Here is a 9,637-nt window from a genome sequence, read left to right on the forward strand (position 1 = left end):
ATGCGGTGCCGTGGACGCGACGGAAGGTCCGAGAATGTCCTTCTGCAGCAGCCCCTTACGAGGATCGACGACTGTCGCGCTCGGCCGGCGAAGTGAGCGCCGGACTTCGCCGCCTTCGGCCGCCCGGGCGAGGACACTTGCTTGCGCCCGAAGCCTTCCCGTGCCATCCTCGACAACCATGACTACAGGAAAGGCGGCCACCGCCACCATCCGGTGAGCGCCGTGCCGATCTCGTCAGCGGTTCCGCACCGCACCCTGTCCACCAGCATCACCGACCCTCACGCCCTTGCCGCCGCCGTGTCCGCCCGGCGTGACCATTGGCTCGCGCAAGGACTGTGTACGAGACCTTCCGACCGGCCCGCCGCGGAATCCGCCGTCGCAGAGCTCTACCGGCGAGCGGGATTCGAGGAACCGGAGTTCGTCTGGGTACCTTCTCCCCCAGCGGCCCTGCAGTTGATTGCCGACGAGGGCTTCTCGGTCCCCCCGCTGCGCTTCGGAGAACCGGCACACCCTTCGGCGGGGATCGCCGCAATCTGGACCGCGTCCCGCGACCGAATGGACGCGCGTACACCTCGGCGGCAGGACCCGCTTCTTCGTGCGGCCGTGTGGGATTCGTTGCGGACCTCGCTGTTCGTCGGTGTCGCGACGGCGATACGCACACTGTTGCCGGGCCCGACTCCCGGCGTCACCTGGTACGGGCAACAGGAGGCACATCGGGTCGCGTACTACGACACGCTCCGACGCTACGGTCTCGCGGGCTTCGAGTCGCGCGACGACGAACTTCTCGATCTTCAGGGCGCACTGGTCCGTGCCACCGGATGGTGGTGGGCCTTCGAACGTGTCTGCGTCATGGCCGAACGGCCCACCGCGCTGCACACCGAACCCACACCCGGGGGCGTCCACAACGAACGCCGCTTACACCACTCCGATCGTCCGGCGCTCGAATTCGCGGACGGCAGTCATGTTTTCGTGCAGAACGGCACGATCGTTCCCGATTGGGTCGTCCTCGATCCCACCGTCGAGCGGATCAACGACGAGCGCAACGTCGAGGTCCGCCGATGTGCTGTCGAACGCATCGGCTGGGACAGGTACATCGGCATGGCCGCGCTCGCACTCGTGGACCGTGCCGACGATCCGGGAAACCCGGGATGCACGCTCGGACTCTATGCATCCCCGACCGGTTGGGGTCGACCCGGCCGGATCCTGCTCGTCGTCAACGGTTCCGTCGAACGCGACGGGCAACGGCGCCGTTACGGCCTGCACGTCCCCGATCAGGTTTCCTCCGCACTGGACGCCGCGGGCTGGACCTACGGCATCAGCGGTACCGACTATGCACAACTCGTTCGCCGAACCTGAACTCCCCCGAGGTGGTCCCATGCATTCCGATCTCACCCTGTCCGACCTCACGGCCCTCAGCGGTCTGGACGTCCTCGACCACCTGGACCGGGAGGTGACCGTCCCGGTGACCGATGGTCTCCAGGCTCAAGGCGATCTGATCGTCATTCCGTACGCGCTTGTCGGTGCCGCCGTCGAACGCACACCGTGGGCGCGCTCCATCCGGGTGCCGCTTTCGGGAGTGGAGTTGTTGCGGAGCGCCGCCGGCGGCAACCCGCACTCTCTCGTCGCCGACGAGGGCACCTGCAGGTGGACGACCCCCGTCCGGGACACCATGGGTCTCGCCCTGGGCATCGTCGAGACGACCGGGACCGCGTATCTCCTCCATCCCGAGCACGGGGCGACGGGGATCGCTCCGGGTTGCTACGTGATCCGTCGACAACGCGAGCACGGTGCAGGACGGCACGGGTCGCCACGGCTGGTCGCCGATTGACCTGAACACGTCGCCGAATCGACGTCGCCGACCAGACGCGTCGCCGCTCCGCGCAGCCCTGAGGTGTGGCGGGCTCGCGGCGGTAGTCTCGGTGATCGTGATGGTGACCGGGAGCGTGGTCGCCGAGGCCGGCTGGAGCGAGTGCGTGCGCGCCGACACGCAGTGTCTGCCAGGCTTCGGCCCACTGGTGGCCGCATGGGCGGCGGCAGGAGTGTTCGTGCTGGTATGGCTGGCCGCGGCATCGGCGGCCACCGTCGACGTCGTCGGCTCCCGGCCCGGCCTGCCCCGGGCGGCACTGTGGGTGCTGGTGGTGTGGACGGTGCCGGTGGTCGGTGTGCTCGCCTGGTATCGCCGCCGGCGCACCGGCGACGCCGTCCGCACGTGCGATGGCCCACCACCGATTTGACGTCGACTTCCCGAACTCCGGTCCTCGGCGAAGCATCCGATACGGAAGTCGATATCGCCGGGGGTCGTTATCCTCGCCTGGAACGGGAGGTGAGCGGTGGACCAGTCGGTTCCGTGGGTGCAGGTGCTGGTGCAGATGGTGCACGGCCCCGATGTGCCGGTGCGCGGGATCATCTCCAGCGCCGACGGAGGCCTGAGGTCCCGCGATGAGGTCGGTTGGACCGCGTTCTCCGGTGCGCTGCCGCCGACGTTCACCGGCGGCGGGATCGAGGCCACCGAGTTGCGGGTGTGGCGCGACGGGATGCGGGTGCGCATCGAACACCTCGACGGTCGCCCGCTGCTGTTGTGCGACGCGGTCACCTGCTGGCGGTTCCGTAAGGGCCGGGAACTGCCGCGGGTCGCGCCCGCGGCGACGCTGCGGTTCGTCGGCAACGGCACCGGTCTGCTCGCACGCCGTCCCGCCGAGGACTGGGTCGGTGACGACTACACCCGCCCGACCGGTCCGCTCACCACGACCACGTACCTGTCGCGGCCGGCGTGGCAGTTCGAACTTGCCCCACCGCCGCAAAGCAGGTCTCCGCGTACGGCGCATCCGATGCGCATGGTCGTCGATCAACAGACCGGACTGGTGCTCGAGCAGCGCATCGACGCTGTCGGGTCGGCCGAGCGCTGGTCACAGTTCTTCATCGGGGAGGTGTTCGACGAGGCGTTGTTCACCTGGGACGGGCCGGCCGAGTCCGTCGCCGCGGAAGCCCGCCGGCAGCGAGCTGCGGACCGGGCGCTGCGGGCCGAGCGGCGTCGGTGGTTCGACACCCACGTCACCGCCGAGCCCCTGAATGCGGCGGTAACCGCGGATCTGGACCTGCAATACCTCCACACCTTCGATTCCGGCACCGGTGCGTTCGAAGCGCGCCTCGGCCGCCGAGGGATCACCGCCTCGCTCGCCCGCCGCCCCCGATCGACCGAAGTGTGGGAGCTGCAGTGGGCGGGCCCGGTCCACCGCTGGTCGACATCCCGCTTCGACTGGGCTCTGGCCGTCCACGATGTCGAACTGACCGCCGAAGGACTCGCCGAGCTGCAGGCCCGCCTACACCCGGGTGAGCAGACGGTGCCCACCGGCGAGCCCTGACTCCGAACCCGGCAGGGCATCTGAGTGGTGCCCTCACAGCCTGCCGACTACTGAAGGTCACAACCTGGGGATTTCGACCAGATCATGACAATCCCCGCATAATGCCGAAAAGTCCCGGATCGTCTCTTGATTCAGAAGTGCCAGCCCAACATCGCGGGGCGGGCGACGTCGAACGCGCGGTCCACGTCGGCGATATCACGAGCACTGTGCGCCTCCACCCGGCCGGCGGCGGCAAACGTGCGGGCCTTGTGCGCGCCGAGGTACAACGCGGACAGCGCGTCCAGGTCCAGCGTGATCACCGGCGCCGCGTCGGTGCGGACGCACCGGGCCCGTCCGTTGCGTACCGTCAGCGCGAAAGTGCCCCCGGCGCTGCGGAACTGGTCACGGACCGCCAGCACGGTGGCCAGGTCGGCGGCATAGTCGCGGGCGGTCAACGCGGCCGGCACGTCCATGATCCGCAGCCACAATTCGTCCACCCGGGCGGTCGTGCGCGGCAGGCGGTAGTCGGTCAGCAGCAGGCGCAGCGGATCGTCGGGATGCTGGACGGCTTCGATGCGGTGGGTCAGGTCCAGTCCGCACAGGGTGCGCCACAGCGCGGCGTGGGCGTCGTCGGTGATCGCGACCAGCTCCTCGACCACCGCGACCGGCTCGGCGTCGGATCCCTTGCGGCGGAAGGTGGCGTACCCGTCGGGGTGTACCAGGAAGAACAGCGCCGAGGCGCCGTCGCGGCGCTCCTCGGGATCGGCAAAAGTGTAGTCCCACTCGGCTTTCGGACGGGCCTGCGCTCCCGGCGTGCACAGCCGCCACCGGTCGTACAGTTCCGGCAACCGGACCGCCGCCGTCGCAGCGTCGGCAAGGACCACCCCGCCGGGATCGGGGGCGTCCTCGCGGAAGCGGGCGAAGCGCCGATCGACGGTGACCTCGGTGGCGACGGTGGCCGGACCGTATCCGAAACGCCCGTAGATGCCGGCGTCGCTGGCGGTCAAGGCGGCCAGCGGTGCCCCGGTCGCCTCCATCCGGCGGTGCAGCTCGGTGAACATCGACCGCAGCACGCCGCGGCGACGGTGCGTGGGAGCGACCGAAACCCAGCTGACACCACATGCCGGGACCTGGTGCCCGCCGGGCACGGTGACCTCCATGTCCAGATACAGCGCCTGACCGATCGGCGCGCCCCGCTCGGTCGCCACCACGATGTTCTCCGTGCGGAACATCGGACGAAGCAGTGTCCGATCGGCATCGATGGGGTGATACCCGAACGCCACCGAGTCGAGCAGCTCCAGGGCCGGCCAGTCGTCATCGGTGGCGGTACGGATGGTGAGGGCGTCGTGCACGGTCATGTCCGAGAGACTGACACAACCGGCCCCTCGAACGCGAGTGATTTGTCCGGTTCGGCTCGGTGCGGAGACAGCCGGGTTTCCTCGGCGACGGACGCGGCGAGGCGCGCTCACGGCGGTTCCCCGTTCGTGGCCGGGAGGGTCATGTCGACGACCCGGTCGGAGATCGCATCCACCACGGCGCCGTCGTGGCTGATCATCAGCAGGGATATGCGTTGTGTTCGTACGAGATCGGACAAGATGTCGAGCACCCGCTGTCGGGATGCGGGATCGAGTCCCGTGGTGACTTCGTCGCAGATGAGCAGCGAGGGCTCGACCGCCAGGGCACGGGCGAGGGCGGCGCGCTGGGCCTCGCCGCCGGAAAGGGCGGACGGATGCTGCCGGGTGATCCGTTCGGCCAGACCCACCTGGTCGAGCGCGCGACGGGCCGCCGCGGCCGATTCCGGGCCGGTGGCACCGCGCAGGCGTGCCGGACCGCGCAGGATCTGCTCCCACACGCTGCGATACGGGTCGAAGGCCGCCTTGGCGTCCTGGAAGACGTACCCGATCGCCGCCGTCTGGTGCCGGGTCCGTCGCCGTACCGATGCGGCCAACGGGTGGCCGTCGAGAAGAACCCGTCCGGCCGTGGGTGGGTGCAAGCCCGCGACGACCCGGGCCGCGGTGGTCTTGCCGCAGCCCGAGGGGCCGTGAAGTGCCAGACATTCGCCGGGCTGGAGCGAGAGCGAAAAGCGTTGCAGAACCCGGTTGTTGCGGTACCCCGCCGAGACGGCGTCCAGGATCAACCGGGCGTCGGCCCGGGTCGGGCGGCGATCCGCAGTGTCGGCGCGTGTCTGCGGGATCCGCGGGGCGGCGACCGGCAGGATCCCGGCGTCACCGGTCTCGAGCACCCGGCCGCCGCCCATGACGATCACACGCTGGGCGACCGCGCGGACTGCGTCCAGGTCGTGGGTGACGAGCACGATCGTCAGGCCCTGCCGGGCAAGTCGGGTGATCTCGTCGAGGACCGCCGTCCGACGAGCCGGGTCCTGCCCGGTAGTGGGTTCGTCGAGGATCAGGCATGTCGGGTCGGTCAGCAGAGCCTGGGCAATGACCAGTCGTTGTTGCTGTCCGCCCGACAGTTGATGCGGGTAACGGCGCAGCATGCCCGGATCGTCGGCGAATCCCGCACGTGCGAGTGCGTCGGCCACGGTCACCGGATGCCCGTGCCGTCGGCCGGCACGAGCGATGTCGTCGAGCACGGTACCGATCCGCAGGGCCGGGTTCAGCGCCGAGGAGGGGTGCTGGGGCACGTACCCGAACCGTGCCCCGCCCGTGTCCAGAACGGTCGTGGTCACGTCGCCCCCCGGGCGGCGCTCGCCCATCAATGCCAGCGCGGTGGTGGTCTTGCCGCTCCCGGAAGACCCGACGAGCGCGGTGACCACCCCGGCGGGAATGTCCAGGTCGACGCCGTCGACCAGGAGCCGATCCCGTGTCCGTGCGGTCAGACCGCGCACTCGGATGGTGCTGCTGGGCACAGCGGCGGCCGGGGCCGCGGGGATTACCTCGGTCATCGCCACTTCCTCGTCGACACCTCGCGTGTTGCCGCGCGAGCACCGGAGTCGAACAGCAGATTCACCCCCATCGCCAAGGCGATGATCAGGGCCGCGGGCAGGACGACACCCCACGGGACGAGGGCGAGGCCCGCGCGGTTGCGGTCGATCATCACGGCCCAGTCGGTGCCGGCGGAGTCCGCGCTCACCCCCAGGAAGCTGGCCGAGGCGACCAGGTAGATCGCCCCGACGAACCGTAGCCCTGCGTCTGCCGCGAGGACCGGGAGCAGCGATCGTCCCAGATAGCCGAGGTGCCGGCGCCACCAGGTTTCGCGTTGCAGGAGCAGCGCCTCCATGGCCGGGGTGTGCGCGGAGTGCAGCGCCGACGCCCGCACCAGACGCGCCGCATCAGGGAACAGCAGCACCGCCACGGTGACTGTCAGAACGACCAGGTCGGCGTCGGTGAGCGCCACGGCCAGCAGCAGCACCATGATCGACGGCAGCGACAGCAGCAGATCCAGGGGGCGCATCAGCATCTCGTCGACGATCGGTACCCGAGCGGTCGCGGCAGCTATCCCCCACGGCACGGCGAGCAGGTACGTCAGGGCCACGGCCGCCGCGGCCACCAGCACCAGCGAACGCCCCCCGAGCAGGACCTGCGTGAGCAGATCGCGCCCCTCGGAATCGGTTCCCAGAAGCCACTGGTCCCCGTAGGTGAACGCCGGGCCACGGGCACCGGGTTCGGTGAACAAGGGCCCCAGCAGCGCGACCGCGAGCGGGACCGCCGTCAGGGCAGCCCCGACGCGCACCCGGGACCGCCCACCCGCACGCTCGAGAAACGTGGAGCCGGTCACGATGCCGATCCTGCCGTGGGGTTGAGCTGGAACGCCGCGATGTCCGCGACCGTGTTGACCGCCACCGTGATCACCGCGAACACCGTCACCAATCCCATCAACAGCGGAATGTCGCGGCTGCTGACCGCGCTGACCAGCAGCTGCCCGAGACCGCCGAGCGCGAACACCGCCTCGACGACCACGACCCCGCCGAGCAGCCAATCGGCGACCCGCGCGAGATGCTGTGTCGCCGGGGTGAGCGAGCCCGGCAGGGCATGCCGCCAGATCACCCGCCGCACGGGCACACCGAGGCGACGGGTGTGCCGGATGTATTCGGAGTCCAGGGTGGTGATCAGCGACGAGCGCACCAACCGCGACAGCGAGCACACCGGGCGGATCACCAGCACCAGTACGGGCAGCACCCACAGCTCCGGTTGCATCAGCAACGGACCACCGGCGCCGACCGCGGTGGGCGCGAACCATCCCAGCCCGACCGCGAACACTGCCACCAGCACGATCGCCAACGCGAATTCCGGTGCCGCGTAGAACGCTACGGTCAGGGCGGTGACGGCCCGGTCGATCCGGTGGCCGCGGCGCACCGCGGCGACCACCCCGAGGAGCAGTGCCAGCGGGACCAGCACCACGAACGCCAGGGCGGCGAGGGTCAGCGTCGGCGCCAGCGCCGAGCCCAGCATCGCGGTGACGGGGCGGCCGGATACCACGGAGGTGCCCAGGTCGCCGCCGAGCAGACCGGTCAGCCAGTCCCCGAACTGCACGGACAGCGGCCGGTCCAGCCCGAGGAGTTCGCGTAACTGCGCAATCCGCCGCGGATCTGCGTCATCGCCCGCGATCACCACCGCAGCGTCCCCCGGCAGCAGGGCGGCGATCGCGAAGACGACGACGAGTACGCCCAGCACCTGGGCCAGTCCCACCGTGAGGCGGGTACCGGCGTAGCGGGCGAGCATCACGAAAGCCAGGCCTTGTCGAAACGGGCGTACCCGAGGGTGTTGCTGGGCGCATTCTCGGCCATCCCCGCCAGATGCGGCGCCATCCCGTGCAGGCCGTCGGAGAGGCCCCACACCAGCAGACCGCCCTCGCTGTGGAGCTGCGACTGCATCTGCTGATATGCGCGGGCCCGGACGTTCTCGTCGGTGGTTTCGCTGGCGGTGGCGAACAAGGCGTCGAACTCGGGGCGGCGCCACTGGGTGTAGTTCTTCGCCGAGGTCGACAGCATCCGCTGCGCGAGGTGCGTTTCGATGGGCATGGCCCCGGAGCGGAAACTCGACAACACACCCTCGTCGAGGGTGCGCGTCCAATAGGTCGATCCCTCACCGACTTTCACATCGATCTTCAGTCCGGCGCGTCCGGCCTGCTCGGCCAGGATGTTGGCGGCCTCGACGAAGCCGTTGGTGGCGCCGGTGGTCTGCAGTTCGATGGTCGCGTTCCGGGCGCCGGCCTTGCGGATCAGGGCCTCGGCCTCGTCCAGATCCAGGGTGCGCTGCGGCAGGTCGGCCGCGTAGTACTTGGCGTCCTTGCCGAACAGGTCGTTGCCGACCACACCGGTGCTGCCCAGCACGGTGGTGACCAGCTCGTCGCGATCGACGAGGGCGAACATCGCCCGCCGCAGATCCACGTTGTCGAAGGGGGGCCGGTCCACCTTCATCGCGAACGCCGACATCGCGCTGCGCGGCGACCGCAGGATCTGCATCCGGGCATCGGTTTCGTAGGTGCGCGCCGAGGTGACACCGAGGTCGTCGGCGTAGTCGACCTGCCCACCGAGCAGGGCGTTGATCCGTGCGGTCTCGTCCGGAGCGGTGAGGATCTCGAGTTCGTCCACATGGGGGGCACCGTCCCAGTAGTCGGGGAATCGCGCGGTGACGAGCGAGCGCCCCGGTTCGAACGAGACGAACGTGAACGGCCCGGAGCCGATCGGACGGCTGAAGTCGGTGGTGCCCTCCGGGATGATGTAGGCGCCGAACGCGGCCAGCACGTTCGCCAGTTCCCCGCACGGGCGGGCGCAGACGAACTCGATCGTGTGGTCGTCGAGGGCGCGGGAGCGGGCGATGTCGATCACCTCGAGAGAGGCCCGCGGGCGCAGTGCGTTCACCGGGTCCAGGATCCGCCGGTAGGAGTACAGCACGTCGGCGGCGCGCACCGGCCGGCCGTCGTGGAAGACCGCCGGGCGCAGCTCCACCGTCCAGGTGGTCGCGTCGGCGTTCGGATGCCAGGCGGTGGCGAGCCGCGGTACCGGGCCGAGGTCGTCGCCGTATTCGACGAGCTTGTCGTAGAGCGCGTTCGCGCGGGCGACGTCGGCGTACAGGTTGGTCTTGTGCGGGTCCAACACCTCCTGTGCGCCACCGCCCGCGAACACCGCTCGCAGTCGGCCGCCGTCCCGGGGCCCGGCGGTGGCCGCGGGGGCGGTCTCGCCGCTCGTGCTGCATGCCCCGAGCAGTACGGCGCCGGCGGCGGCGCCGAGGCCGAGGAACGAGCGACGGCTCAGGTGCGGACGCGGAGGCAGGGCAATCGGATTCATCGGGGTATCTCCTCGGGCAGTGGATCGAGCGGGTCGGGTGGAACGT

Annotated in this window: 9 protein-coding genes; 4 read left to right on the forward strand and 5 right to left on the reverse strand. The window is 70.0% G+C overall.

Annotation, left to right across the window (positions count from 1 at the left end; all coding sequences use genetic code 11):
• Positions 1–213: 213 nt before the first annotated feature.
• From QNA09_RS19370 to QNA09_RS19385, 4 genes are all read left to right on the forward strand, one after another.
• Positions 214–1,356: a DUF6745 domain-containing protein gene (locus tag QNA09_RS19370; RefSeq protein WP_119700040.1), complete on the forward strand. Its 1,143-nt coding sequence runs from the start codon at positions 214–216 to the stop codon at positions 1,354–1,356.
• Between the two features lie 19 nt (positions 1,357–1,375).
• Positions 1,376–1,828 (forward strand): hypothetical protein, encoded by a 453-nt coding sequence (locus tag QNA09_RS19375; protein WP_119700039.1) that lies wholly within the window; start codon positions 1,376–1,378, stop codon positions 1,826–1,828.
• A gap of 97 nt (positions 1,829–1,925) precedes the next feature.
• Positions 1,926–2,234 carry a hypothetical protein gene (locus QNA09_RS19380; protein WP_162919260.1) on the forward strand — a complete coding sequence of 103 codons (309 nt, stop codon included), beginning with the start codon at positions 1,926–1,928 and terminating at the stop codon, positions 2,232–2,234.
• Positions 2,235–2,330: 96 nt separating this feature from the next.
• Entirely contained in the window at positions 2,331–3,362 is a 1,032-nt protein-coding gene (locus QNA09_RS19385; RefSeq protein WP_190242343.1) for a hypothetical protein, read from the forward strand.
• Positions 3,363–3,493: 131 nt separating this feature from the next.
• On the opposite strand, the gene QNA09_RS19390 is transcribed toward QNA09_RS19385, so the two are convergent.
• The 5 genes from QNA09_RS19390 to QNA09_RS19410 form a co-directional block, all read right to left on the reverse strand.
• Positions 3,494–4,699: an enhanced intracellular survival protein Eis gene (locus QNA09_RS19390; RefSeq protein WP_119700038.1), complete on the reverse strand. Its 1,206-nt coding sequence runs from the start codon at positions 4,697–4,699 to the stop codon at positions 3,494–3,496.
• Positions 4,700–4,806: 107 nt separating this feature from the next.
• Positions 4,807–6,246, reverse strand: coding sequence for an ATP-binding cassette domain-containing protein (locus tag QNA09_RS19395; RefSeq protein ID WP_308072027.1), 1,440 nt, complete (start codon positions 6,244–6,246; stop codon positions 4,807–4,809).
• Complete coding sequence (locus tag QNA09_RS19400; RefSeq protein ID WP_119700037.1) at positions 6,243–7,079, reverse strand: ABC transporter permease subunit; 837 nt, start codon at positions 7,077–7,079, stop codon at positions 6,243–6,245. The genes QNA09_RS19395 and QNA09_RS19400 overlap by 4 nt, the downstream gene beginning before the upstream one ends.
• Positions 7,076–8,023 (reverse strand): ABC transporter permease, encoded by a 948-nt coding sequence (locus QNA09_RS19405; protein WP_040274239.1) that lies wholly within the window; start codon positions 8,021–8,023, stop codon positions 7,076–7,078. Before QNA09_RS19405 ends, QNA09_RS19400 begins: the two co-directional genes overlap by 4 nt.
• Positions 8,023–9,591: an ABC transporter substrate-binding protein gene (locus QNA09_RS19410; protein WP_119700036.1), complete on the reverse strand. Its 1,569-nt coding sequence runs from the start codon at positions 9,589–9,591 to the stop codon at positions 8,023–8,025. Before QNA09_RS19410 ends, QNA09_RS19405 begins: the two co-directional genes overlap by 1 nt.
• Between the last annotated feature and the right edge of the window lie 46 nt (positions 9,592–9,637).

The sequence above is a fragment of the Rhodococcus sp. AH-ZY2 genome, assembly GCF_030916465.1.
GTDB lineage: Bacteria > Actinomycetota > Actinomycetes > Mycobacteriales > Mycobacteriaceae > Rhodococcus > Rhodococcus ruber.